Annotated in this window: 19 protein-coding genes; 2 read left to right on the top strand and 17 right to left on the bottom strand. The window is 69.5% G+C overall.

Translation table 11 applies throughout. The features are described from left to right. Position 1 precedes the first annotated feature (1 nt). The 14 genes from rplV to ASF37_RS09555 form a co-directional block, all read right to left on the bottom strand. On the bottom strand, positions 2 to 439 hold the full coding sequence (rplV, locus tag ASF37_RS09620) for a 50S ribosomal protein L22 (RefSeq protein WP_082480222.1): 438 nt from the start codon (positions 437 to 439) through the stop codon (positions 2 to 4). Further along, entirely contained in the window at positions 436 to 717 is a 282-nt protein-coding gene (gene rpsS / locus ASF37_RS09615) for a 30S ribosomal protein S19 (RefSeq protein WP_055964284.1), read from the bottom strand. The genes rplV and rpsS overlap by 4 nt, the downstream gene beginning before the upstream one ends. A gap of 32 nt (positions 718 to 749) precedes the next feature. Further along, positions 750 to 1,577 (bottom strand): 50S ribosomal protein L2, encoded by an 828-nt coding sequence (gene rplB / locus ASF37_RS09610; RefSeq protein WP_055964281.1) that lies wholly within the window; start codon positions 1,575 to 1,577, stop codon positions 750 to 752. Positions 1,578 to 1,590: 13 nt separating this feature from the next. After that, positions 1,591 to 1,893, bottom strand: coding sequence for a 50S ribosomal protein L23 (gene rplW, locus ASF37_RS09605; RefSeq protein ID WP_055964278.1), 303 nt, complete (start codon positions 1,891 to 1,893; stop codon positions 1,591 to 1,593). Between the two features lie 2 nt (positions 1,894 to 1,895). After that, positions 1,896 to 2,882 carry a 50S ribosomal protein L4 gene (gene rplD, locus ASF37_RS09600; protein WP_056573256.1) on the bottom strand — a complete coding sequence of 329 codons (987 nt, stop codon included), beginning with the start codon at positions 2,880 to 2,882 and terminating at the stop codon, positions 1,896 to 1,898. Between the two features lie 3 nt (positions 2,883 to 2,885). Then, a complete protein-coding gene (rplC, locus tag ASF37_RS09595) occupies positions 2,886 to 3,542 on the bottom strand; it encodes a 50S ribosomal protein L3 (protein ID WP_055964270.1) in 657 nt (218 codons plus the stop codon). A 16-nt stretch (positions 3,543 to 3,558) separates the two neighbouring features. Next, positions 3,559 to 3,867 (bottom strand): 30S ribosomal protein S10, encoded by a 309-nt coding sequence (gene rpsJ, locus ASF37_RS09590; RefSeq protein ID WP_055964267.1) that lies wholly within the window; start codon positions 3,865 to 3,867, stop codon positions 3,559 to 3,561. Between the two features lie 785 nt (positions 3,868 to 4,652). Further along, entirely contained in the window at positions 4,653 to 5,846 is a 1,194-nt protein-coding gene (gene tuf / locus ASF37_RS09585) for an elongation factor Tu (protein ID WP_055964264.1), read from the bottom strand. 107 nt (positions 5,847 to 5,953) lie between these two features. After that, entirely contained in the window at positions 5,954 to 8,065 is a 2,112-nt protein-coding gene (fusA, locus tag ASF37_RS09580) for an elongation factor G (RefSeq protein WP_055964261.1), read from the bottom strand. 71 nt (positions 8,066 to 8,136) lie between these two features. Further along, positions 8,137 to 8,607: a 30S ribosomal protein S7 gene (gene rpsG / locus ASF37_RS09575; protein ID WP_055964258.1), complete on the bottom strand. Its 471-nt coding sequence runs from the start codon at positions 8,605 to 8,607 to the stop codon at positions 8,137 to 8,139. Continuing rightward, positions 8,607 to 8,981: a 30S ribosomal protein S12 gene (gene rpsL / locus ASF37_RS09570; RefSeq protein ID WP_055964255.1), complete on the bottom strand. Its 375-nt coding sequence runs from the start codon at positions 8,979 to 8,981 to the stop codon at positions 8,607 to 8,609. Before rpsL ends, rpsG begins: the two co-directional genes overlap by 1 nt. A 567-nt stretch (positions 8,982 to 9,548) precedes the next feature. After that, positions 9,549 to 12,476 (bottom strand): FAD-binding and (Fe-S)-binding domain-containing protein, encoded by a 2,928-nt coding sequence (locus ASF37_RS09565; RefSeq protein WP_235497342.1) that lies wholly within the window; start codon positions 12,474 to 12,476, stop codon positions 9,549 to 9,551. Beyond that, positions 12,470 to 13,789, bottom strand: a complete 1,320-nt coding sequence (locus ASF37_RS09560; protein WP_055964252.1) for a hydroxyacid-oxoacid transhydrogenase — start codon at positions 13,787 to 13,789, stop codon at positions 12,470 to 12,472. The genes ASF37_RS09565 and ASF37_RS09560 overlap by 7 nt, the downstream gene beginning before the upstream one ends. Next, the gene (locus tag ASF37_RS09555; RefSeq protein WP_056573259.1) at positions 13,786 to 14,541 is read right to left on the bottom strand and encodes a GntR family transcriptional regulator; all 756 of its coding nucleotides are present in this window, start codon (positions 14,539 to 14,541) and stop codon (positions 13,786 to 13,788) included. The genes ASF37_RS09560 and ASF37_RS09555 overlap by 4 nt, the downstream gene beginning before the upstream one ends. A gap of 172 nt (positions 14,542 to 14,713) precedes the next feature. On the opposite strand from ASF37_RS09555, the gene ASF37_RS09550 reads away from it, so the two are divergent. Beyond that, entirely contained in the window at positions 14,714 to 15,841 is a 1,128-nt protein-coding gene (locus ASF37_RS09550) for a hypothetical protein (RefSeq protein WP_056573262.1), read from the top strand. 29 nt (positions 15,842 to 15,870) lie between these two features. Here ASF37_RS09550 and ASF37_RS09545 read toward each other — a convergent pair whose 3' ends face one another. Beyond that, positions 15,871 to 16,365 (bottom strand): NUDIX domain-containing protein, encoded by a 495-nt coding sequence (locus ASF37_RS09545; protein ID WP_056573264.1) that lies wholly within the window; start codon positions 16,363 to 16,365, stop codon positions 15,871 to 15,873. Between the two features lie 38 nt (positions 16,366 to 16,403). Between ASF37_RS09545 and ASF37_RS09540 the strand changes: the two genes are divergently transcribed. Next, on the top strand, positions 16,404 to 17,483 hold the full coding sequence (locus ASF37_RS09540) for an acyltransferase family protein (protein ID WP_082480227.1): 1,080 nt from the start codon (positions 16,404 to 16,406) through the stop codon (positions 17,481 to 17,483). Positions 17,484 to 17,811: 328 nt separating this feature from the next. On the opposite strand, the gene ASF37_RS09535 is transcribed toward ASF37_RS09540, so the two are convergent. Both ASF37_RS09535 and rpoB read right to left on the bottom strand, forming a co-directional pair. Beyond that, the gene (locus ASF37_RS09535) at positions 17,812 to 21,657 is read right to left on the bottom strand and encodes a DNA-directed RNA polymerase subunit beta' (RefSeq protein WP_055964235.1); all 3,846 of its coding nucleotides are present in this window, start codon (positions 21,655 to 21,657) and stop codon (positions 17,812 to 17,814) included. An 85-nt stretch (positions 21,658 to 21,742) separates the two neighbouring features. Further along, positions 21,743 to 25,228 (bottom strand): DNA-directed RNA polymerase subunit beta, encoded by a 3,486-nt coding sequence (rpoB, locus tag ASF37_RS09530; protein WP_055964232.1) that lies wholly within the window; start codon positions 25,226 to 25,228, stop codon positions 21,743 to 21,745. Between the last annotated feature and the right edge of the window lie 255 nt (positions 25,229 to 25,483).

The raw sequence follows: 25,483 nt of genomic DNA, 5'->3' as shown, positions 1-25,483 counted from the left end.
GTCAGCGACCGCCCTTCTTCGAGTTCTTGCGCGACTGCGGCACGTCAGCGGCCGGCTGCACGACGACGGTCAGGTGGCTCGTGCGCTTGAGGATGCGGTTGGCCGCACCCTTGGCGCGCGGGCGCCAACGCTTCATGGTCGGCCCCTCGTCGACGTGCACGACGGAGATCACGAGGTCGGACGCGTCCAGGCCCTCGGTGGTCTCGGCGTTCGCGACGGCGGACTCCACGAGCTTGTAGAAGTTCGACGCGACGGCCTGCGGAGCGAACCGCAGGATCGCGAGAGCCTCGTCGGTGTCCATGCCGCGGACCAGGTCGCCGACACGGCGGGCCTTCTGCGGCGTGACCCGCACGAAGCGGGCCACGGCGAACGCGCCCGGTGCGTCGCCCAGCAGGCGCTCGCGGCGCGCGCTGACGTTGTCTCGGGTGGCTGCACTCATCGCCTCTTGGCCTTTCGATCGTCCTTCTCGTGACCGCGGAAGGTACGGGTGGGGGCGAACTCGCCCAGCTTGTGCCCGACCATCGCGTCGGTGATGAACACCGGGACGTGCTTGCGGCCGTCGTGCACGGCGACCGTGTGTCCGATGAAGGACGGCAGGATCATCGAGCGACGCGACCAGGTCTTGATCACGGTGTGGGTTCCGGCCTCGTTCTGAGCGTCCACCTTCTTCTCGAGGTGGCCGTCGACGAAGGGACCCTTCTTCAAACTACGGGGCATTCTCTACTCCTGGTTCCTGAGCTCGTCGTAGCTCAGCGGCCGGACTTGCGGCGGCGGACGATCATCTGGTCGCTGGCCTTGCGCTTGCGCGTACGGCCCTCGGGCTTGCCCCACGGGGAGACGGGGTGACGTCCACCGGACGTCTTGCCCTCGCCACCACCGTGCGGGTGGTCGATCGGGTTCATGGCGACACCACGGACGGTCGGGCGCTTGCCCTTCCAGCGGTTGCGTCCTGCCTTGCCCCAGTTGATGTTGGACTGCTCGGCGTTGCCGACCTCGCCGATCGTGGCGCGGCAGCGGACGTCGACGTAGCGCATCTCGCCGGAGGGCAGGCGCACCTGGGCGCGCGTACCCTCCTTGGCGACGAGCTGGACACGCACTCCGGCGGACCGACCCATCTTGGCGCCACCACCGGGACGCAGCTCCACGGCGTGGATCTGGGTACCGACGGGGATGTTGCGCAGCGGCAGGTTGTTGCCGACCTTGATGTCGGCGGTCGGCCCGGCCTCGATGGCCTGGCCCTGACGGATGCCGTCGGGCGCGATGATGTAGCGCTTCTCGCCGTCGGCGTAGTGCAGGAGCGCGATGCGCGCGGTGCGGTTGGGGTCGTACTCGATGTGAGCGACCTTGGCCGGCACGCCGTCCTTGTCGTAGCGCTTGAAGTCGATCACGCGGTAGGCACGCTTGTGGCCGCCACCCTGGTGGCGCGTGGTGATGCGACCCTGGTTGTTGCGGCCGCCCTTCTTGGGCAGCGGCTCCACGAGGGACTTCTCCGGCGTGGTGCGGGTGATCTCGGCGAAGTCGGCGACGCTGGAGCCTCGACGGCCCGGCGTGGTCGGCTTGTACTTGCGAATAGCCATGTCTGGTCAGTCCTCAGCTCGGGCTCGAGAAGATGTCGATGCTCTGGCCGGCGGCGACGCTCACGATGGCCCGCTTGGTGTCCTTGCGCTTGCCCTCACCGTTGCGGGTGCGACGCGTCTTGCCCTTGCGGTTGATCGTGTTGACGGCCGTCACCTTGACGCCGAACACGTTCTCGACGGCGATCTTGATCTCCGTCTTGTTCGCGTCCGGACGCACCAGGAACGTGTACTTGTTGTCGTCGATGAGCGCGTACGTCTTCTCGGAGACGACGGGCGCGATCAGGACGTCGCGGTGGTCCTTGTGCAGGGTGCTCATGCTCACTCACCAGCCTTCGTGAAACCGGCGGCCTGCGCGGTCTCCTCGGTGTCGAACCAGACCTCGGCGACCGTCTGGTCGTACCAGGGGCTGTCCGCGGTGTGGTACTTCATCGAGTCGGCGTTGCCCTTGATCTCGTGACCCTTGGGGGCGTTGCCGCTCTTGAGCGGGGCCTTGGAGCCGGGACCGTAGGGCTGCGTCTTGGTCGCACCCTCGTTCGCGTCGGCGGCCGGGGCCTCGACCTTCTCGGCGGGCTCGGCGTCGGCCTTCGTGGCCTCGGCCTTCTTCGCCGGAGCCTTCTTCGCCTTGGCCTTCGTGGCCGGCTTCGCAGCAGGCTTGGCGTCGGCCTCGACGACCGCGGCGCTCAGCGCGACGGTCTCGGTGCCCTCGGCCGAACGCGCCTCGACGAAGGCCTCGAACGCGGCCTGCGTGAAGATCACGTCGTCGCTCAGCACGACGTCGTACGTGTTCAGCTGGTCGAAGGTCAGCACGACGAGGTCGGTGACGTTGCGCAGGCTCTTGGCCGTCAGCGCGTCCTCGCGCTTGACGACCACGAGCACGCGGCGACGCGTGGTGAGCTCGGCGATCGCGGCGACGGCGGCCTTGGTGGAGGGCACCTCACCGGTGACGAGCGACTCCACCACGTGCAGACGTCCGGAGCGGGCCCGGTCCGAGAGGGCACCGCGCAGGGCGGCGGCCTTCATCTTCTTGGGGGTCCGCTGGTCGTAGCTGCGCGGCGTGGGGCCGTGCACGATGCCACCACCGTTGTACTGGGGTGCGCGGATCGAGCCCTGACGGGCGCGGCCGGTTCCCTTCTGGCGGTAGGGCTTCTTGCCACCACCGGACACCTCGCCACGCGACTTGACGTCGTGCGTGCCCTGACGGGCGGCGGCGAGCTGGGCGGTGACGACCTGGTGGATCAGGGGGATGTTCGTCTGCACGCCGAAGATGTCGACGGGCAGCGCGGCATCAATGGTCTTGACGGCCATGGATCAGGCTCCCTTCGCGGCAGAGCGGACCACGACGAGTCCACCCTTGGGGCCGGGGACCGCGCCCTTGACGAGGATGACGCCCTTGGCGGCATCCACGGCGTGGACGGTCAGGTTCTGGGTGGTGACGGTCTCGGCGCCCATGTGGCCGGCCATGCGCAGGCCCTTGAAGACGCGACCCGGGGTGGCGCAGCCACCGATCGAGCCGGGCTTGCGGTGGTTGCGGTGCGCGCCGTGGGAGGCTCCGACGCCGGAGAAGCCGTGACGCTTCATGACGCCGGCGAAGCCCTTGCCCTTGCTCGTGGCGGTCACGTCGATCTCGTCGCCCGCGGCGAAGATCTCCGGGGAGATCTCCTGGCCCAGGGCGTAGTCGGCGATGGCCTCGGTGCGGATCTCGACGACGTGGCGGCGCGGCGTGACGCCGGCCTTCGCGAAGTGTCCGGCCTCGGGCTTGTTGACCTTGCGTCCGTCGATCTCGCCGAAGCCGATCTGGACGGCGCTGTAGCCGTCGGTCTCGGGCGTGCGGATCTGCGTGACGACGTTGGTCTCGGCAGCGAGGACCGTGACGGGCACGATCTTGCCCTCGGCGTCCCAGACCTGGGTCATGCCGAGCTTGCGGCCCAGGAGGCCGCGCGCGTTGACGGTGGAGGAGGTGCTCATGTGTTCAGGTCCTCCCTCAGAGCTTGATCTCGATGTCGACACCGGCCGGCAGGTCGAGTCGCATGAGCGAGTCGACGGTCTTCGGCGTCGGGTCGATGATGTCGATGAGCCGCTTGTGCGTACGCATCTCGAAGTGCTCGCGGCTGTCCTTGTACTTGTGCGGCGACCGGATGACGCAGTACACGTTCTTCTCGGTCGGCAGGGGCACGGGGCCGGCCACGGAGGCTCCGGTGCGCGTGACCGTGTCGACGATCTTGCGCGCCGAGGTGTCGATCACCTCGTGGTCGTAGGCCTTGAGCCGGATACGGATCTTCTGTCCCGCCATGCTCTGGTCGTCCTTACTCTTCGTCAGCTGTGTGTGCCCCTGGGGCTGGTTCTCCCTGGAGGGGATCGCTCCCCCTCCGCCCCCGAGGTCGGGCGTGTCGCGGAGTTGACCACGAGCGTGCGCGAACCTTCTGGAGTTGGGTGGTTGGACCGCCGGTCCCGGGCCGCGGCCTCTGACGAGTCCGCGTCTCCTACGTTTCCAGCAGCCAGGCCGTTCACCGTGCGGCGCACCCGTCGGTCCCGGCGTGAGTTCCGGGCAAGCACGCCCCAGCAATACGGCCGGAGCAACCGCACTAGTCTGACAGAGACTCCCCCGCAAACACAAATCGCCCCCTCCCTCGTTCTCGGGGGGCACGCGTGGGGGCTCCGTCGCCCCGCGGTTGCGCGGCGTCAGCACCCGCTGAGCCTGCTGCTGCGCCGGGCCGGCTCCTCCTCGAGGTGCGCTCCGAAAGGGCCTCGACCGAGGACCTGGGTGCGTCTCCGGACCGGGCTCGCGAGCTCCGGCGGGGCCAGGAGGCAAGAGGTAGGCGACGCGCCGAACCACTCCGTCAGAGGTAGGTGACGCACCTGTCTGCCGCGCTGAGAGGTGCGATGCCTACCGCAGACCAGACGGTCAGGCGCGTCACCTACCCCCACGCACTCGCCGACTGCCCGGGAGCCCGCCCGAACCCGGTGCCACCCGGCCGACCCCCGCAGGAAACCCGCCCATGAGCCCGGACACGACGAAGCCCCCCGGACCCGAGGGTCCGAGGGGCTTCGTCTCAGCAGTGCTGGTGTGTCGTCAGATCACTTGTTGATCTTGGTGACACGACCGGCGCCGACGGTGCGGCCGCCCTCGCGGATGGCGAAGCGCAGGCCCTCCTCCATGGCGATCGGCTGGATCAGCTCGACGCTCATCTCGGTGTTGTCGCCGGGCATGACCATCTCGGTGCCCTCGGGCAGCGTGACGACGCCGGTGACGTCCGTCGTGCGGAAGTAGAACTGCGGACGGTAGTTGTTGAAGAACGGCGTGTGACGACCACCCTCCTCCTTGGACAGGATGTAGACCTGGCCCTCGAACTCCGTGTGCGGCGTGGTGGAACCGGGCGCGATGATGACCATGCCGCGCTCGACGTCCTCACGCTTCGTGCCACGCAGGAGCAGTCCGACGTTCTCGCCGGCCTGGCCCTCGTCGAGCAGCTTGCGGAACATCTCGATGCCCGTGACGGTCGTCGTCTGCTTGGTCTCACGGATGCCGACGATGTCGACGGTCTCGTTGACCTTGACGATGCCGCGCTCGATGCGACCGGTGATGACCGTGCCACGACCGGTGATCGTGAAGACGTCCTCGACCGGCATGAGGAACGGCTTGTCCGTCTCACGCGGGGGCAGCGGGATGTACTCGTCGACCGCGTTCATGAGCTCGAGGATCGACTCGCCCCACTTGGCGTCGCCCTGCAGCGCCGGGTGAGCAGCGACCTTGACGACGGGGACGTTGTCGCCGTCGAACTCCTGGTCGCTGAGCAGCTCGCGGACCTCGAGCTCGACGAGCTCCAGGATCTCCTCGTCGTCGACCATGTCGCACTTGTTCAGGGCGACGACCATGGCGGGGACGCCGACCTGGCGGGCCAGGAGGACGTGCTCACGGGTCTGCGGCATCGGGCCGTCGGTGGCGGCGACCACGAGGATCGCGCCGTCCATCTGAGCCGCGCCGGTGATCATGTTCTTGACGTAGTCGGCGTGACCGGGGCAGTCGACGTGCGCGTAGTGACGGTTCTCCGTCTGGTACTCCACGTGCGCGATCGAGATCGTGATGCCGCGCTGACGCTCCTCGGGAGCCTTGTCGATCTGGTCGAAGGCCGAGGCCTCGTTCAGATCGGGGTACTTGTCGTGCAGCACCTTGGTGATCGCCGCGGTCAGCGTCGTCTTACCGTGGTCGATGTGACCGATGGTGCCGATGTTCATGTGCGGCTTGGTCCGCTCGAACTTCGCCTTAGCCACTGGGGCTCCTTCTGGGTTGTGAGTTGCAGTGTCTGGAATGTTGCCGGATCTGAAAGCCGTCGGGTCCCGCGGGGAGACCTAGGCCACCTTACCGATGACGCCGAGCGTTACTCGCCGCGGGCCTTCTTGATGATCTCCTCCGCCACGGCCTTGGGGACCTCGGCGTAGGAGTCGAACTGCATCGAGTACGAGGCACGCCCCGAGGTCTTGGACCTCAGGTCGCCCACGTAGCCGAACATCTCGGACAGCGGTACCAGTGCCTTGATCATCTTGGCACCGCCGTAGCCCTCCTCCATCGCCTGGACCTGTCCACGGCGGGAGTTGAGGTCGCCGATCACGTCGCCCATGTAGTCCTCGGGCGTCGTGACCTCGACGGCGAACATCGGCTCGAGCAGAGCCGGGTCGGCCTTGCGTGCGGCCTCCTTGAAGGCCATGTTGCCGGCCAGCTTGAACGCCAGCTCGCTGGAGTCGACGTCGTGGTACGCGCCGTCCTCCAGGGTGAACTTGACGTCGACCATGGGGTAGCCGGCGAGCACGCCGAACTCCATGGCTGCCTGACCGCCGGCGTCGACCGAGGGGATGTACTCCTTCGGCACGCGACCACCGGTGACCTCGTTGTGGAACTCGTAGCCGCCCTCGCCGCCCGCGTCGGGGCCGTTGGGGGCCACGCCGATGACGACCTTGGCGAACTGTCCGGAACCACCGGTCTGCTTCTTGTGGGTGTAGCTGTGCCCGGTGACCGTCTTCTTGATGGTCTCGCGGTACGCGACCTGCGGCTTGCCGACGTTGGCCTCGACCTTGAACTCGCGCTTCATGCGGTCCACGAGGATGTCGAGGTGGAGCTCGCCCATGCCGGCGATGATCGTCTGTCCGGTCTCCTCGTCGGTGTGGACCTGGAACGTCGGGTCCTCCTCGGCGAGCTTCTGGATGGCGACGCCGAGCTTCTCCTGGTCGCTCTTGGTCTTGGGCTCGATGGCGACCTGGATGACCGGGTCGGGGAAGGTCATCGACTCGAGCACGATCGGCTTGGCCGAGTCGGCCAGCGTCTCGCCCGTGGTCGTGTCCTTGAGGCCCATGACGGCCACGATCTGGCCGGCGCCGACCGACGCGATCTCCTCACGCTTGTTGGCGTGCATCTGGTAGACCTTGCCGATCCGCTCCTTGCGGCCCTTGGTCACGTTGAGCACCGAGGTGCCCGACTCCAGGCGACCGGAGTACACGCGGACGAAGGTGAGCTTGCCCAGGTGCGGGTCCGTGGCGATCTTGAAGGCCAGGCCGGCGAACGGCGCGTCCTCCGACGGCGGGCGGGTGTCCTCGACGGTCTCGTCCTTGGCGTCGTGGCCCTTGACGTCGCCCACGTCGATCGGGGACGGCAGGAAGTCGACGACGGCGTCGAGCAGGGGCTGCACGCCCTTGTTCTTGAACGCCGTGCCGCACAGCACCGGGTTGAGCTCGGCGGCCAGGGTGGCGCGACGGATCGCGGCCTTCAGCTCGTCGACGGGGATGTCCTCGCCGTCGAGGAACTTCTCGGCGATCGCGTCGTCGACGTCGGAGAGCGTCTCCAGGAGGGCCTCGCGACCCTCGGCGGCGGCGTCGGCGAGCTCGGCCGGGATCTCCTCGACCGTGTAGTCCTCACCGATCGTCGTCTCGCCGCGCCACGTGAGGGCACGCATGCCGACGAGGTCGACGACGCCGAGGAAGTCGCTCTCGGCACCGATGGGCAGCTGCAGGACCAGCGGCGTGGCGCCGAGGCGCTCGCGGATGGTCTTGACGCAGAAGTCGAACGAGGCGCCCGTGCGGTCGAGCTTGTTGACGAAGCACATGCGCGGCACGCCGTACTTGTCGGCCTGGCGCCACACGGTCTCGGACTGCGGCTCGACACCGGCGACACCGTCGAACACGGCGACGGCACCGTCGAGGACGCGCAGCGAGCGCTCGACCTCGACCGTGAAGTCGACGTGACCGGGGGTGTCGATGATGTTGATCTGGTGGTCCTTCCACCAGCAGGTCGTCGCGGCGGACGTGATGGTGATGCCGCGCTCCTGCTCCTGCTCCATCCAGTCCATGGTGGCGCCGCCGTCGTGGACCTCACCGATCTTGTAGGTGATGCCGGTGTAGAACAGGATCCGCTCGGTGGTGGTGGTCTTGCCGGCGTCGATGTGCGCCATGATGCCGATGTTGCGGACCCGGGTCAGGTCGGTGGTGATGTCGGTTGCCACGTGGCTTCAGCTTTCCTTCGGAAGTCTTGGATGTTCTGTCGCCGGAGCACCGGGGTGCTCCGGCGAACCGGCTACCAGCGGTAGTGGGCGAAGGCGCGGTTGGCCTCTGCCATCTTGTGCGTGTCCTCGCGCTTCTTGACGCTGCCGCCGAGGCCATTGCTGGCGTCGAGGAGCTCGTTCATGAGGCGCTCGGCCATCGTCTTCTCGCGACGCTCGCTCGAGTACTTGACCAGCCAGCGCAGGGCGAGGGTGGTCTGGCGGGCGGGGCGGACCTCGATCGGGACCTGGTAGGTCGCACCGCCGACACGACGGGACTTGACCTCGAGGGCGGGCTTGACGTTGTCGAGCGCGCGCTTGAGGGTGACGACCGGGTCGGTGCCGGACTTGTCGCGGGTGCCCTCGAGCGCGGTGTAGACGATGCGCTGGGCGGTCTGCTTCTTGCCGTCGACGAGGATCTTGTTGATCAGCATCGTGACGAGCTGGTTGTTGTAGACCGGGTCGGTCTCGGGGATGCGCTTCGGCGCGGGACCCTTGCGAGGCATTAGCTCTTCTCCTTCTTCGCGCCGTAGCGGCTGCGAGCCTGCTTGCGACCCTTGACACCCTGGGTGTCGAGGGAGCCGCGAACGATCTTGTAGCGCACACCCGGGAGGTCCTTCACACGACCGCCACGCACGAGCACGATGGAGTGCTCCTGGAGGTTGTGGCCCTCACCGGGGATGTACGCGGTGACCTCGGTACCGGAAGACAGACGCACACGAGCGACCTTGCGAAGCGCCGAGTTCGGCTTCTTCGGGGTCGTGGTGTAGACGCGGGTGCAGACACCGCGGCGCTGGGGCGAGCCCTTGAGTGCCGGCGTGGTGGTCTTGGTCACCTTGGTCTGGCGGCCCTTGCGGACCAGCTGGTTGATCGTGGGCACTACGGACTTCTTTCTTCAGGCGAGAAGGACTCTGAGTCGTGCTGCACTCGCCGCCGAACTGGTGCTGGGTGGCGGGATGCGCGCAGCGGCCTGGCAGATCCAGGCACAGCACTCAACAGTACCTTCCCGCACAACGCCCGAGCAAATCGCGGAGTTCCCGCGGCCGGGCTGTTCCGGACGGGTCTCGTCCTGCGGCTGCGTCGGCTCGGACTCGTCCTGCGGCTGCGCTGCCTCGGCGCCGAGCCGGGTCAGGCTCCGAAACGCCTCGAACGGGGAGCCGACCGGGCCGGCGGGGCCACCACCGGGCAGTGAGAGGTAGGTGGGCCGCGCCACGCGAGGGGTGGAGGTAGGCCGCCCGCGGATGGCGGGCCCGTATCCGCGGGCGGCCTACCTCCCGGGGCGGCTGAAGCGCGGGCCACCTACCGCGCGGGGCCCGGAGCGGGCGCACCCGGATCGGCGCGCACCCAGGTCCCTCGTCGAGGCCTCCGGGGCGCAGGTCCGCGGCGAGGCGCGGCGGCGCAGCCGCAGGACGGGACGAAGCCGGGCGGCGCAGCCTCGGGACGAGACCTACTCCCCCGGCGCGAGCAGCTCGGTCAGGTGGATTGCCGGCACGTCGGCCAGGTCGTCGAGCTGGGTGCGGCAGGAGAAGCCGTCGGCCAGGACGACCGCGCCCTCCCCCATCGCGCGGACGGCGGGCATCAGCTGCTGCTCGGCGACCGCCACCGACACCTCGTAGTGGCCGCGCTCGACCCCGAAGTTGCCGGCCAGGCCGCAGCAGCCCGACAGCCTCGTGACCGTGGCCCCGGTCCGGCCGAGCAGGTCCATGTCGGCCTCGAAGCCGAGCACCGACGACTGGTGGCAGTGCGGCTGGACGACGACCTCGGTGCCCCTGAGGTCCGGCGGCTCCCAGCCGTCGGTCCGCGCCAGCAGCTCGGCCACGGTGTGCACGCCTGCCGCGACCTCGACGGCCCGCGGGTCGTCGGTCAGCTCCACGGCGTCGGACCGCAGGACGGCGAGGCACGAGGGCTCGAGACCGACCACCGGCACGCCGGCGGCGACGTACTCGTGCAGCACGGCCACGGTGCGCTCGACGAGCTCGCGGGCGGTGTCGAGCTGGCCGGTCGTGATCCACGTGAGCCCGCAGCAGGACTGCTTCTGCACGACCTCGACCCGGTAGCCGGCGGACTCCAGGAGCCGGACGGCGGCGAGGCCGCCCGACGTGGAGAAGTACTCGGTGAAGGAGTCGGCCCAGATCGCCACGCGCGGTCGCTCGTCGCGGGAGGCCTCGGCCCGAGCGGTGAGCAGCGGTCGCGCCGCCCGGCTGAAGCGCTGCGTGGCGAAGGCAGGCAGGCTGCGACGCTGGTCGACGCCCGCCACCCAGCGCGCCACGTGGGCGAGTCCGGGCACGCGCAGCGCGAGGTTCGCCAGGCGAGCCACCGGAGAGGTGAGCCGCGCCCAGAACGGCAGCTTGCCGAGCACGTAGTGGCTGCGGGGACGGACCCGCCCCCGGTAGGTCTGGTGCAGCACCTCGGACTTGTAGGTGGCCATGTCGATGCCGGTGGGGCAGTCGTTCAGGCAGCCCTTGCAGGAGAGGCAGAGGTCGAGCGCCTCGTGCACCTCGGGAGCGCGGTAGCCGCCGGTGACGAGACGACCGTCGACCATCTCCTGCAGCACACGGGCGCGGCCACGGGTGGAGTCCTTCTCGTCGCGGGTGGCCTGGAACGAGGGGCACATGACGCCGTTCGACGTCCGGTTGTCGGCCAGGCACTTGCCGACGCCGGTGCAGCGGTGCACGGCGGCACCCAGGTCGCCGTCGTCGTGCAGCAGGCGCAGGCCGCGACGGGTGCCCTGGAGGCCCGCGGCCCAGCCCTTGCCCTGCGCGCGTAGATCGGCATCCAGGGCGCGCACGCCCGGCAGGGGTGCCGGGACTCCGCGGCCATGGGGGGCGGCGGACGGCACAGGATCGGGGTCGACGAGGACGCCGGGGTTGAGCAGGTCGTCGGGGTCGAGCACGTGCTTGACCCCGCGGAAGAGCGCGAGCGCCGGGGCGGAGTACATGAGCGGCAGCAGCTCCGAGCGGGCCCGGCCGTCGCCGTGCTCGCCCGAGAAGGAGCCGCCGTGCGACGCGGTCAGGCGGGCGGCGTCCTCGATGAAGGCCCGGTACCCGGCCGGACCACCGGGCTCGGAGATCGGGAAGTCGATCCGCACGTGCACGCAGCCGTCGCCGAGGTGGCCGTACGGCTCGCCGTGCAGGTCGTGCTGCTGGAGCAGGGCGTCGAAGTCGCGCAGGTAGGCGCCGACGCTCGCGGGCGGCACGGCGGCGTCCTCCCAGCCGGAGAGCGCGGGACGGTCCCAGATGCGTGAGGCGAGACCGGCGCCCTCCTCGCGGATCCGCCAGAACGCCGCCTGCTCGGCCACCGACGTCACGTGGCGGTGCGCCAGCGCGGCCGAGTCGGCCACGACGCGGTCGGCCTGGGCCGCGAGCTCGGCGGGGTCGTCTCCGGCCAGCTCCACGTAGAGGAAGCCGCCGCCACGGGGGTACTCGGGCACGCCCGCGGCACCCTTGGCGGCCCGGTAGACCTCGATGATCCGGGCGCCCAGGCCCTCGCAGGCGATCGGACCGTGCGGAAGCATGGTGGGCACGTCGTCCCCGGCCTCGGCCATCGACCCGTAGCCCAGCACGACGAGGTGCACGTGGCGCGGCGTGGCCACGAGGTCGACGGTGGCACCGAGCAGCACGCCGAGCGTGCCCTCGGACCCGGCCATGAAGGACGCGACGTCGAAGCCCCGCTCGGGCAGCAGGTGCTCGAGGCTGTAGCCGGAGACCTGGCGGCCGAAGCGGCCGAGCTCGGTGCGCACGGTCGCGAGGTCGGTCGCGACGACGTCGCGCAGCCGGTCCAGGGTGGACGACGTCGCGGTGACGTCACGGCCCACCACCAGGCGCTCCCCCGTCCCCGTGGCGAGGTCCAGCGCGGCCACGTTGTCGGAGCTGCGGCCGTACCCGAGGGCACGGTTGCCGCACGCGTTGTTGCCGATCATGCCGCCGATCGTGCAGCGGGTGTGCGTGGACGGGTCGGGCCCGAAGCGCAGGCCCTGCGGCGCCGCGACCTTCTGCAGCGCAGCGTGCACCACACCCGGGTCGACCCGTGCGACCCGCCGCTCGGCGTCGACCTCGTGCACCCGGTTGAGGTGCTTGGCGAAGTCGACCACGATCCCGGTGCCGACGGCGTTGCCGGCGATGGAGGTGCCGGCGCCGCGGGACGTGACGGGCACCCCGGTGGCGCGCGACGCGTCGAGGACGGCGAGCACCTCGTCGACCTCGCGCGGCCGCACGACCACCTGCGGCACGACGCGGTAGAGCGAGGCGTCGGTGCTGTAGAGCGCACGCGTGGTGGTCGAGTCGTCGACGTCGGCGACGCCGCGGCGGCGCAGCTCGGCCACCACGTCGGTCGCGGAGGCGCTCCCGGCCGTCGGCGGCGCCTCGAGGCTCACCACAGCTCGAGCGAGGCGTCGAGGATCCCCGCGACGTCGTCCTCGGTGACCTCGCGCGGGGCCGTGGCGAGGAGGCGCTGCTGCTTCATGGCGCCCTCGACGAGCGGGTCGAGGTCGGCGGCGCCGAACCCGACGGCGGCGAGGCCGGCGGGGATGCCGACGTCGCGCATGACCGCCGTGAGAACCTGCGGCAGCAGGTCGGCCGGGTCGTCGGTCATGACGGCGTCGGGGTCGAGCAGCCGGGCGGCGCGCACGTGGCGGTCGGGGGCGGCGTCGAAGGTGAACCGGAACGCGGCGGGTGCGGTGAGGGAGACCGCCATGCCGTGCGGCACCAGGCCGGCGTGGCCGGAGGCGCCGTCGTCGGCCGGGTAGTGGTCGGGACGGAACTCGCGGACCTGTCCGGCGATCGGGTAGGCGTTCGCGTGCGGGATGTGCACGCCCGCGTTGCCGAACCCGAGCCCGGCGAAGGTGGCGGCCGTGGCCACCTGCGTGCGCGCCTCGAGGTCGCCGCCGTGGGTCACGGCGCGGCGGAAGGACGTGGCCATGAGGGCGAGCGCGCGCTCGGACCAGACGTCGGAGATCGGGTTGGAGCCGCAGTAGGGCACCCGCTGGTCGGCGGTCTTGGCCTCGTAGGACGCGTAGGGCCGAGCCGTGTAGCTCTCCAGCGCGTGGCACAGGATGTCGAGCCCGGACGCGGCGGTCACGTTCGCCGGCTGGGTCAGGGTCAGCTCGGGGTCCACGACGGCCAGGGTCGGCCGCAGCCGGGGGTGGGAGATGCCGGTCTTGACGTGCTGGCTCACCACGTCGAGGACGCAGATGGTCGTGCTCTCGCTGCCCGTCCCGGTCGTGGTCGGCACGGCCACGAGGGGAAGCAGCGGGTTGGCCGGGGCGCGACCGCCGCCGACGGGGGCGTTCACGTAGTCCATGAGCTCGCCGTCGTTGGTCAGCATCAGGTCGACGGCCTTGGCGGTGTCGATGCTGCTGCCGCCACCGACCGCGAGCACGGCGTCGAACGGGCCGTTCTCGCGGGCGAAGGCGATGGCCTCGAGCAGGCTCGCGTCGGTGGGCTCCACCCGACTCCGGTCGAAGGTCACGACGTCGATCCCGTCGCGACCGACGCGCTCGGCGATCTCGGCGGGCGCCCCGGTGGCGGCCACGCCGGGGTCGGTCACGAGCAGCACCCGCCGCGCGCCCAGCACGGCAAGGTCGTGGCCGAGCTCGTGGCGCGCGCCGACGCCCAGCTTGAGGCCGGGAGCACCGTAGGTGAAGACGGTCTCGGGATGGTCGGGGGTGAACCCGCTCGCACCGTGGCTCATGTCCGCTCCTGCCGGCCGGGATCCGATGATCGGGAGATGTCGTCCGACAGTAGCATGCTACTGACGACGAACGAGGCGGTCCGCGTCCTCCAGGCCGCGACGTCGACCTCCGGGTCCAGCTGGCGCGCGAGCAGCTCGGCGGTGTGCACGAGGTGGTCGCGCATGAGCACCGCCGCGCTCCGGACGTCACCGGCGACGACCGCCTCGACGATGGGCGTGTGCTCCTCGAGGATCTCCTGCGCACCACGCGACCGGTGCAGGGTCACCGCGCCTCGCGCCTGGATGGAGGCGCGCAGCGCCAGCACCTCCTCCCCCAGCCTGCTGTTGCCGCTCACCGCGTGCAGGGCGGCGTGCAGGGCCCGGTCGTGGCCGTCGAACGCCTGCTCGTCCCCGTCCCGGGCCGCCTGCTCCATCGCCGCCAGGTGACCCTCCAGAGCGGCGCACTGGTCGGCGTCGGCGTGCCGTGCGGCGAACGCGGCGGCGGGGACCTCCAGCAGCAGGCGCAGGTCGAAGACCTCCAGCACGTCCTGCACCGTGACGCCCCGGACCCGGAGCCCCCGGTTGCGCTCGACCGTGACGAGCCCGGCGTCGGCCAGGCGGAGCACGGCCTCGCGCACGGGGGTGCGGGAGACCTCGAGCTCGTCGGCGAGCCGGTAGATCGAGTGCTGGGACCCCGGAGCCATCCGACCGGTCAGGATCTCCTCCCGCAGGCGGGCGAACACCCGCTCGGCGGTCGTCGTGCGGGCGGTCATCGCGTCGCCTCCTCGCCCCGTGTCCGGACCTGACGCGCCAACCTACCGCGCCTGCGTCGACCTGGGAGGCGCACCGTTGTGCGCCTGCGGCAGGATGGAACGGACCGGTTCGCGCTCCGGACCGGTCGAGGCACGCCCCCGCACCGGGCTCGACCCAGCCCCGAGGAGACCCATGAGACGGACCGCGACCCTGCTCGCCCTCGTCGGCGTGCTCACCCTCGGCGCGTGCGAGACCCGGTCCCAGTCCGACGTCGACCCGAGTGCCGACCCGAGCGCCCAGGCCTCTGCCGCCGTCGACGTCACCGAGCACGAGTCCGGCCCGCAGAGCCCGATCTCCTACGGGCTGGAGGTGCCCTCCGGCGCCGCGCAGCTCGGCCCGCTCGTGCGCTACCGCAGCCCCGCACTCATCCAGGCCTACCAGCCGCAGCTCGACGCGGCCGAGGCCCAGAGGGAGGCGGCCGAGGCCGACGGCGACGAGGACGCCTCCGAGGCACCGGAGCCCACGCCGAGCGAGAGCGAGACGCCCGCGACGCGCCCCAGCGACGACACGTTCGCCCTCATCGACGACGCACCTCGCCCCGACGTCACGATCTCGCTGCTGCGCGTCGACGGGGACCCGACGCTCGTGCTGCGGCGGCTGATCGCCCAGGTCAACGCCGTCATCCCCGATGCCAACCTCGTCGAGGACGACCTCTCGCAGTTCTGCAGGGCCGAGGGCAAGCGGATCACCGGCTGCACGGTCTCCGCGCGCGGCGCCACCGCCGACGACCGCGACATCCGCATCACCATCACCGCCGACCCCGGCGACGTGGCCACCCGCACCGCGTACCCGGCCAGCGACCGCCGCCCCGTCATGACCGTGCGCGCCGAGTACCTGGGCGATCCCCGCAGTGGTCAGCTGGAGCCCCGCGCCTCCTCGGCCGAGGTCCCCCGCGACGTCGAGGGCGAGGACCGGTCCGGGCTCATCTGGCCGAGCATGGACGTCGAGGCCGAGGGCAGCGAACCCCTGCTCGACGGACGCTGGACCGTCCCGTCCACGGGGACCCTCCTGCTGAGCGGCGACCGACCGCGCTTCGCGGCCGTCGTGGCCGACCGGGTGCGCGAGGCCGACGCGATCGCCGAGGACTTCGCGGCCAGCGTCGGGACGCCCACCAAGGACGTGGTGGAGGACCTCAACGAGATCAGCACGACGTACTCGGCGCGCGGCGAGGACGGGAGCCGCGCCCGCGCGACCTTCGTGCTGTCGGCCCGCGGGAGCTACGCGATGCTCTTCTACACGCCCGCGCCCGCCAAGCCCTGATCGTCCCGGCTCGCTACCGACACCGCCCGCTACCGGTACTGGTCGAGGTGGTCGAGCGCGTGCTGGACGGCGGGCAGCAGCCGGCGTTCTCCGTCGTCGACGTGGTCGAGCGGGAGCCAGGCCGCGACGTCGGCGGTGCCGTCGACCTCGACGACCCGAGGCGCGGGCAGCGGTCGGCCGGGCCCTGCCCCCTCGACGGTGACGGCGTACAGCAGGTGGACGCCGTGGTAGTCCTCGAACCGGTCGTCGCGCCCCGGCGCCACGGTGTGCACGTCGTGGACGTCGACCAGGCGGCTGGTGGTCGCGGCGAGACCCGTCTCCTCGTGCAGCTCGCGCAGCACGGCGTCGTGCGGCGACTCCCCGTGCTCGACGCCGCCGCCGGGCAGCGCCCACCACCCCGCGGGGTAGCCGGACGGCGAGACCCGCGTCAGCAGCAGGTGCGGCACGCCGCGCTCGTCGTCGACGACCACGACCGCATAGGCACCCAGTCGCTGCGTGCGACGCGCGTCCTGGCTGCTCGTCATCGGCTCCCCCTTGCCCGCTCCACTAGAGTTCATCCACGATGAGCGCTCTCGACCCGTTGCCCGTGACGACCGCTGCCCCCAAGGAGCGTGTCGCCTACCTCGACAACGCACGGTACTGGGTGATGCTGCTCGTCGTGATCGGGCACTCCCTGACGCAGTTCGTGGCCATGGACTCGGCGCGCGGCGTGTACGTGTGGATCTACGCGTTCCACATGCCGTTCTTCATCCTGATCTCCGGGTACACCGCGCGCCGGTACATGGGCGACGCCCGCCAGGTGCGGCGGATCGTCAGCACCCTCGTCGTCCCGTACCTGATCGTCGAGATCTCGATGCAGATGATCACGCGCCACTACACCGACGAGCCGGACCCCTACATGTTCCTCTCGCCCCAGTGGCTGGCCTGGTTCATGGCGGCGCTGTTCGTGTGGCGGCTGACCACCCCGATCTGGCGGGCGCTGAAGTACCCCATCACGACGTCGATCGCCATCTCGCTCCTCGTCGGGCTCATCGAGGTGCCGAACGTGCTCGCGCTGCCGAAGATCCTGGGGTTCCTGCCCTTCTACGTGATCGGGCTGCACATGAGTCGCGAGCGCTTCGAGCGGCTGGCCGACACCCGCATCCGCATCGCGTCGGCGCTGCTGCTCGCCGGCAGCTTCGTGGTCTGCTACCTGTACTCGGCCGACTGGACGCTCGACTGGCTGCTCTGGAAGCAGCGCTACGACGAGGACCCGTTGGGCGCCACCCCGCTCGAGGGGATCACGCAGCGCGCCGAGCTGTTGGTGGTGGGCCTCGTGCTCACGTTCGCGGCCCTCTCGCTCGTGCCGCGTCGACGCTCGTGGACGACGTTCATGGGCAGCCGCACCTTCTACTGCTACCTCCTGCACGGCTACATCATCCTGGTCCTGCGGTACCAGTTCGAGGTCTTCGACCGGATCGACCGGTACGGCGCCCCCGCCGCGGCCCTCACGATGGTGGTGGCCGTCGTGGTGGCCAACCTGCTGATGACCAAGCTCGTCTCCACCGTCTTCCGACCGGTCTTCGAGCCGCGCCTGACCTGGTTGTTCCGTCCCGAGGCGGACGCGAAGCCGGCCGAGAAGAAGGCGGCCACGGCGGGCTGAGTCGGCGCGCTGCCGGCGGTAGGTCTCGACCTGCGTGGGCGCTGCCTGCGCGGATCCGGTCCAGGCGTCGGGGTGACGCAGGATGCTGCGTCCCCCGAGGCCCGACGACAGCCCGAGAGCTCGACGAAGGTCCCGCCCCGCCGCCCGGTCGAGGCTCTTTCGGAGACCGCGCCGAGCGCTGGCCGAGGCAGCGCACCAGGAAGGTCGCGACCCCCTGCGAGAGCGCACCGGTGGGTCGGACGAAGGGCGACAGCGCACCACCACGTCGTCCGCCCGAACGCCGACGGCCCCGGACCGTGAGGTCCGGGGCCGTCGGGGTGTCAGTCGCTCAGGACTCGTACGACGTGAAGTCGTAGTCGTCGAGCTGGACGGGCTGGCCGTCGGCGGAGCCGAAGCCGTAGTCGTAGGACTCGTAGCCCGTGACGGCGTACGCCGCCTGGCGTGCCTCCTCGGTGGGCTCGACCCGGATGTTGCGGTACCGGTCGAGACCGGTGCCTGCCGGGATGAGCTTGCCGATGATGATGTTCTCCTTCAGGCCACGCAACGAGTCCGACTTGCCGTGGATCGCCGCGTCGGTGAGGACGCGGGTCGTCTCCTGGAAGGAGGCGGCCGACAGCCACGACTCGACGGCCAGCGAGGCCTTCGTGATGCCCATCAGCACCGGACGACCCGAGGCCGGGGTGCCGCCCTCGGCGACGACCCGACGGTTCTCGGACTCGAACGTCGCACGATCGGCCAGGTCACCGGGGATCAGGTTGGAGTCACCCTGCTCGATGACCGTCACCCGACGCAGCATCTGCCGCACGATGATCTCGATGTGCTTGTCGTGGATCGCCACGCCCTGGCTGCGGTAGACCTCCTGGACCTCGTCCACGAGGTGCTCCTGCGCCCGACGGACACCGAGGATGCGCAGGACCTCCTGCGGGTCCGGCGTGCCGTGCGTGAGCTGGTCGCCGACCTCGACGTGGGAGCCGTCCTCGATGAGCAGGCGCGAGCGCTTGCTGACCGGGTACTCCTGCTCCTCGGACCCGTCGTCGGGGACGACGACGAGCTTGCGGGTCTTGTCGGTGTCGTCGATGCGCACCCGTCCGGCCGACTCCGTGATGGGAGCGCGACCCTTGGGCTGGCGTGCCTCGAACAGCTCGACCACGCGCGGCAGACCGTGCGTGATGTCGTCACCGGCCACACCACCGGTGTGGAAGGTACGCATGGTCAGCTGCGTGCCGGGCTCACCGATCGACTGGGCGGCGATGGTGCCGACCGCCTCGCCGATGTCGACGAGCTTGCCGGTGGCCAGCGAACGGCCGTAGCACTTGGCGCAGGTACCGGCCGCCGCCTCGCACGTGAGCACCGTGCGGACCCGGATGGACTCCACACCGGCCACGACGAGCTGGCTGATCTCGACGTCGCCGAGGTCGCCACCGGCCTCCACGAGCACCTCGCCCGTCTCCGGGTGCGTGATCTGGGTGGCCGCGCTGCGCGAGTACGCCGAGGTCTCGACGTTCTCGGCGGGCACGAACGTGCCGTCGTCCAGGCGGGTCGCGATCACCTTGGGCAGACCGCGCTCGGTGCCGCAGTCCTCCTCGCGGATGATCACGTCCTGGCTGACGTCGACGAGTCGACGCGTCAGGTAGCCGGAGTCGGCCGTGCGCAGGGCGGTGTCGGCCAGGCCCTTGCGGGCACCGTGCGTCGCGATGAAGTACTCGACGACGCTCAGGCCCTCACGGAAGTTGGCCTTGATCGGGCGCGGGATGATCTCGCCCTTCGGGTTGGCCACGAGGCCACGCATGGCGGCGATCTGACGCACCTGCATCATGTTGCCTCGTGCGCCCGAGTGGACCATCATCCAGATCGGGTTGTCGGCGTCGGCCGTGAACTTCTTCTCCATCTCGCTGGAGACCTCGGCCGTGGCCTGGGTCCAGATCTCGATGAGCTCCTGGCGCCGCTCGTCCTCGGTGATGAGACCGCGGTCGAACTGCTGCTGGACCTTGGCAGCCTGACCCTCGTACTTGGTGAGGATCTCCTGCTTGTTCTCCGGCGTGACGACGTCCTCGATGGAGATGGTGACGCCCGAGCGCGTGGCCCAGTGGAAACCGGTCTCCTTGAGGTTGTCGAGCGCGACGCCCACGTCGATCTTGCTGTAGCGCTCGGCGAGGTCGTTGACGATGACCCCGAGCTCCTTCTTGCCGACCTGGTAGTTCACGTACGCGTAGTCGTCCGGCAGCGCCTGGTTGAAGATGGCGCGACCCAGCGTGGTCTCGCGCGACTCGACCGTTCCGTCGACGCCCGGGATGCGGATGCGCACCTTGCTCTGCAGGGTGATCTCGTGGCGGTCGAACGCCATGACCGCCTCGGAGACCGAGCTGAACGCACGACCCTCGCCCACGTGCCCCTCACGCTCGAGCGTGAGGAAGTACAGGCCGATGATCATGTCCTGGGTCGGCATGGTGACCGGGCGGCCGTCGGACGGCTTCAGGATGTTGTTCGTGCTCAGCATGAGGATGCGGGCCTCGGCCTGCGCCTCGGCGCTCAGCGGCAGGTGCACGGCCATCTGGTCACCGTCGAAGTCGGCGTTGAAGGCCGAGCAGACGAGCGGGTGGATCTGGATGGCCTTGCCCTCGATGAGCTGCGGCTCGAACGCCTGGATGCCCAGACGGTGCAGGGTGGGTGCACGGTTGAGCAGCACGGGGTGCTCGGTGATGACCTCCTCGAGCACGTCCCAGACCTCGGCCCGGACTCCGCGCTCGACCATGCGCTTGGCGCTCTTGATGTTCTGCGCGTGGTTGAGGTCGACGAGACGCTTCATGACGAACGGCTTGAACAGCTCGATCGCCATCTGCTTGGGCAGACCGCACTGGTGCAGCTTGAGCTGCGGGCCGACCACGATGACCGAACGGCCGGAGTAGTCGACGCGCTTGCCGAGCAGGTTCTGACGGAACCGACCCTGCTTGCCCTTGAGCATGTCCGAGATGGACTTGAGCGGACGGTTGCCCGGTCCCGTGACGGGACGGCCACGACGGCCGTTGTCGAACAGCGAGTCGACGGCCTCCTGCAGCATCCGCTTCTCGTTGTTGACGATGATCTCGGGCGCGCCGAGGTCGAGCAGTCGCTTGAGACGGTTGTTGCGGTTGATGACGCGGCGGTACAGGTCGTTGAGATCGCTCGTCGCGAAGCGGCCACCGTCGAGCTGGACCATCGGACGCAGCTCCGGCGGGATCACCGGGACGGCGTCGAGGACCATGCCCTCGGGGTGGTTGCTGCTGCCGAGGAACGCGGAGACGACCTTGAGGCGCTTGAGCGCACGGGTCTTCTTCTGGCCCTTGCCGGTGGCGATGATCTCGCGCAGCGACTCGGCCTCGGCGTCGAGGTCGAACGACTGCAGGCGCTTCTGGATGGCGGCGGCGCCCATGTACCCCTCGAAGTACGCACCGAAGCGGTACGTCATCTCGCGGTAGAGCATCTCGTCGCCCTCGAGGTCCTGGACCTTGAGGTTCTTGAAGCGGTCCCAGACCTCGTTCAGGCGGTCGATCTCGCGCTGGATGCGGTCACGACGCTGCTTGGCCTCACGCTCGGCGGCGTCCTTGACCTTGCGCTTGGCGTCGGCCTTGGCACCCTCGGCCTCGAGGGCCTTGAGGTCCTCCTCGAGCTTCTGCAGACGCTCGTTGACCTCGTTGTCGCGACGGGTCTCGAGCTGCTCGACCTCGAGGCCGATCTTCGACTCCAGGGACGACAGGTCGCGGTGACGCGCGTCCTCGTCGACGCGGGTGATCATGTAGGCCGCGAAGTAGATGACCTTCTCGAGGTCCTTCGGGGCGAGGTCGAGCAGGTAGCCCAGACGGCTGGGAACACCCTTGAAGTACCAGATGTGGGTGACGGGAGCGGCGAGCTCGATGTGGCCCATGCGCTCGCGACGGACCTTCGAACGGGTCACCTCGACGCCGCAGCGCTCGCAGATGATGCCCTTGAAGCGCACGCGCTTGTACTTGCCGCAGTAGCACTCCCAGTCCCGGGTGGGACCGAAGATCTTCTCGCAGAAGAGGCCGTCACGCTCAGGCTTGAGCGTGCGGTAGTTGATCGTCTCAGGCTTCTTGACCTCGCCGAACGACCACTGACGGATGTCGTCCGCGGTGGCGAGGCCGATCTTGAGCTGATCGAAGAAGTTCACGTCGAGCACGTTGTCTTCTTTCCCTTACGTTTCGAAAGTTCTGTGTAGAGCGGGGAGTGAGGGTGGGGCGCCGCCGAGGCGGCGCCCCAGGGGCTCACACTTCTTCGACGCTGGAGGGCTCGCGACGCGACAGGTCGATGCCGAGCTCCTCGGCGGCGCGGAAGAGGTCTTCCTCCGCGTCGCGCATCTCGACCCTCGAGCCGTCGGCCGAGAGGACCTCGACGTTCAGGCACAGCGACTGCATCTCCTTGACGAGCACCTTGAAGGACTCCGGGATGCCGGGCTCGGGCACGTTCTCGCCCTTGACGATGGCCTCGTAGACCTTGACGCGGCCCACGATGTCGTCGGACTTGATCGTCAGGAGCTCCTGCAGCGCGTACGCGGCACCGTAGGCCTCGAGGGCCCAGACCTCCATCTCACCGAAGCGCTGGCCACCGAACTGGGCCTTACCGCCGAGCGGCTGCTGGGTGATCATCGAGTACGGACCGGTCGAGCGGGCGTGGATCTTGTCGTCGACCAGGTGGTGCAGCTTCAGGATGTACATGTAGCCGACGCTGATCGGGTCGGGGAACTTCTCGCCGGTACGACCGTCGAAGAGCACCGCCTTGCCGTCGGGGCCGACCATGCGCTCGCCGTCGCGGTTGGGCAGGGTCGAGGCGAGCAGGCCCTGGATCTCGTCCTCGCGGGCACCGTCGAAGACGGGCGTCGCGATGTTGGAGTTCGAGGGTGCCCGGTCGGCGCCGATGGCGCGCAGCCGGTCGGCCCACTCGTCCTTCATGTCCTTGATGTCCCAGCCGGCCTTGGCGACCCACCCGAGGTGGATCTCCAGCACCTGGCCGACGTTCATGCGGCCGGGCACGCCCAGCGGGTTCAGCACGATGTCGACCGGCGTCCCGTCCTCGAGGAACGGCATGTCCTCGATGGGCAGGATCTTGGAGATGACGCCCTTGTTGCCGTGACGTCCGGCCAGCTTGTCGCCGTCGGAGATCTTGCGCTTCTGCGCCACGTACACGCGCACCAGCTGGTTCACGCCGGGGCTCAGCTCGTCGCCGTCGGCCGCGTCGAACACGCGGACGCCGATGACGGTGCCGGACTCGCCGTGGGGCACCTTGAGCGACGTGTCGCGGACCTCGCGCGCCTTCTCGCCGAAGATGGCGCGCAGCAGGCGCTCCTCCGGCGTCAGCTCGGTCTCGCCCTTGGGCGTGACCTTGCCGACGAGGATGTCGCCGTTGCCGACCTCGGCGCCGATGCGGATGATGCCGCGCTCGTCGAGGTCGGCCAGCATCTCCTCGCTGACGTTCGGGATGTCGCGGGTGATCTCCTCCGGGCCCAGCTTGGTGTCGCGCGCGTCGACCTCGTGCTCCTCGATGTGGATCGAGGTGAGCAGGTCGTCCTGCACGACGCGCTGGCTGAGGATGATCGCGTCCTCGTAGTTGTGGCCCTGCCAGGGCATGAAGGCCACGAGCAGGTTGGTGCCCAGGGCCATCTCGCCCTCGTCGGTGCACGGACCGTCGGCCAGCGGGGTGCCGACCTCGACGCGCTGGCCCTCGGCGACGAGGGGGCGCTGGTTCGTGCAGGTGCCGTGGTTGGAGCGGCGGAACTTGGCCAGGCGGTACGTGGTGTACGTGCCCTCGTCCTCCATGATCTCGACCATGTCGGCCGAGACCTCCTTGACCACACCCGCCTTCTTGGCGATCGTGACGTCGCCGGCGTCGACGGCGGCACGGAACTCCATGCCGGTACCGACGAGCGGGGCGTCGTTGCGCACCAGCGGCACGGCCTGACGCTGCATGTTGGCGCCCATGAGCGCGCGGTTGGCGTCGTCGTGCTCGAGGAACGGGATCAGCGCGGTCGCGACCGACACCATCTGGCGCGGCGAGACGTCCATGTAGTCGACGTCGCCGGCGGGGCGCAGCTCGGCCTCGCCACCGCGCTGGCGCACCAGCACGGCGTCGTCGACGAACGTGCTGTCGTCGGTGAGCGGCGAGTTCGCCTGGGCGATGATGTAGCGGTCCTCGTCCGTGGCGGTCAGGTAGTCGATCTGCTCGGTGACCGTGCCGTCGACGACCTTGCGGTACGGCGACTCGATGAAGCCGAACGCGTTGATCCGACCGTAGGAGGCGAGCGAGCCGATGAGGCCGATGTTCGGGCCTTCCGGCGTCTCGATCGGGCACATGCGGCCGTAGTGCGACGGGTGGACGTCGCGGACCTCGTAGCCGGCGCGCTCACGCGACAGACCACCCGGGCCGAGGGCGTTCAGACGACGCTTGTGCGTCAGGCCCGCCAGCGGGTTGTTCTGGTCCATGAACTGCGACAGCTGGCTCGTGCCGAAGAACTCCTTCAGCGCCGCCACGACCGGACGGATGTTGATGAGCGTCTGCGGCGTGATGGCCTCGACGTCCTGGGTGGTCATGCGCTCGCGCACGACGCGCTCCATGCGGGCCAGGCCCGTGCGGAGCTGGTTCTGGATCAGCTCGCCGACCGTGCGGATGCGACGGTTGCCGAAGTGGTCGATGTCGTCGGCCTCGACGATCGTGGAGCCCACGGGCGTCTCGAGCTCGGTCTCGCCGGCGTGCAGCGCCACCACGTACTTGATGGTCGCGACGACGTCGTCGATCGTCAGCGTCTGCTGGTCGAAGGCCTCGTCCGCGCCCAGCTTCTTGTTGACCTTGTGACGACCGACCTTCGCGAGGTCGTACCGCTTCGTGTTGAAGTAGTAGTTGTCGAGCAGGTTCTGGGCGGCCTCGCGCGACGGCGGCTCGCCCGGACGCAGCTTGCGGTAGATGTCGAGCAGCGCCTCGTCCTGGGTCTGGACGTTGTCCTTCTCCAGCGTGAGGCGGATCGACTCGTACTGGCCGAACTCCTCGAGGATCTGCGCCTCGGTGAAGCCGAGGGCCTTGAGCAGCACGGTGACGCTCTGCTTGCGCTTGCGGTCCAGACGGACGCCGACGAGGTCGCGCTTGTCGACCTCGAACTCCAGCCAGGCGCCACGCGACGGGATGACCTTCGCGGTGTAGATGTCCTTGTCGGACGTCTTGTCGGGCGTGCGCTCGAAGTAGACGCCCGGTGAGCGGACGAGCTGGCTGACGACGACACGCTCGGTGCCGTTGATGACGAAGGTGCCCTTGCCGGTCATGAGCGGGAACTCACCCATGAAGACGGTCTGGCTCTTGATCTCGCCGGTCTCGTTGTTCATGAACTCGGCGGTCACGAACAGCGGGGCGGCGTAGGTGACGTCGCGGTCCTTGCAGTCCTCCACCGAGTACTTCGGCGGCTCGAACCGGTGGTCGCGGAACGACAGGCTCATCGTCTCGGAGAAGTCCTCGATGGGCGAGATCTCCTCGAAGATCTCCTCCAGACCGGACTTCGTGGAGATGTCGGTGCGGCCGGCAGCGAGGGATGCCTCGACCTCGGCCTTCCACTTCTCGCTGCCGATCAGCCAGTCGAAGCTGTCGGTCTGCAGGGCCAGGAGCTCGGGAACCTCGAGCGGTTCGGAGATCTTGGCGAAGGAGATGCGGCGGGGGGCGTTCTTGTCCCCGGTGTTCTGGACAGGTGCGGCGGCGGTGCGCGAGGCGGCCAAGAGGGGTCCTTCCAAAGGCTCGCAAAGGGGTGTCACGTGATGGACTGCGCGCATGACTGACGCCCCCAGTCAAGGGGCAACGAGGGCGACGAGGTGGGCGCGAAGAATCAGTCTAGCCCCCGGGCCCACACGCACGCAAGCCTGGTCCTTGACAAGACGGCCGGTATGGTTCAGAGTATTCGGCCGCTCGTACGGGGAGCAGCGTGTTGGGACTGCAATGCCAGTGATTCTCGAGGACCCCAGGCGCCCGGTCGG

This window comes from Aeromicrobium sp. Leaf289 (assembly GCF_001423335.1).
Lineage (GTDB): Bacteria > Actinomycetota > Actinomycetes > Propionibacteriales > Nocardioidaceae > Aeromicrobium.
The sequence above is the reverse complement of the archived record's forward strand: the minus strand, read 5'-3'. Positions and strand labels throughout refer to the sequence as shown.